Annotated in this window: 1 protein-coding gene; it reads right to left on the reverse strand. The window is 25.7% G+C overall.

Annotation, left to right across the window (positions count from 1 at the left end):
- A partial coding sequence (locus DIU01_RS08455; RefSeq protein ID WP_290833455.1) for a hypothetical protein occupies positions 1-552 on the reverse strand: 552 nt, incomplete at both ends.

Genomic DNA, 552 nt, shown 5'->3' on the forward strand with positions numbered 1-552 from the left:
CCTGTATAGAAGGCATGTAATAAAATATGAATACTTCTATTATCATTTATTTTGAGTAAACTTCCAATATTTTGCTCTTCGTCAATTTTAAAAATTGCTTTTTTATCATAAAATAGTGTAGTTAAAATTATATGTCCCGTTTGGTGTGCAATATCATCAACAAAGAAAACTTCATCATATTCTTCTTGATACACATTAAAGAAAGCAATCCCTTGCGCGTTAATTGTTGCAAACGAATTAATATTATCGGGGTTTGTTTTAAACATAATTACTTTTTTGCAATTTTCCTCAATTAGCTTATATTGATCTTGGGAATTTACTTTTATAAGTTTAAAAGCATTTGTTAGAGCATTTATATTTTTTTCAAATAAATCATTATCAATAATAATTTCCTTCTCTCTTATTAGTTCGTCTGTATTTGTCCTAAATATATTCTCTAAAAGCTTAATAGGTTGTTTCAATAATTCAATTTTTGTGTTTTCAATAATAAAAATAGAATCAAAGGCTTTTTTTTCTCCATACTTAAAGTATCCAATATTGGGAATGTATGCC

Origin of the sequence: Flavobacterium sp. (genome assembly GCF_003525665.1) — a bacterium.
In the GTDB taxonomy this organism is placed as follows: Bacteria; Bacteroidota; Bacteroidia; order Flavobacteriales; family Flavobacteriaceae; genus Flavobacterium.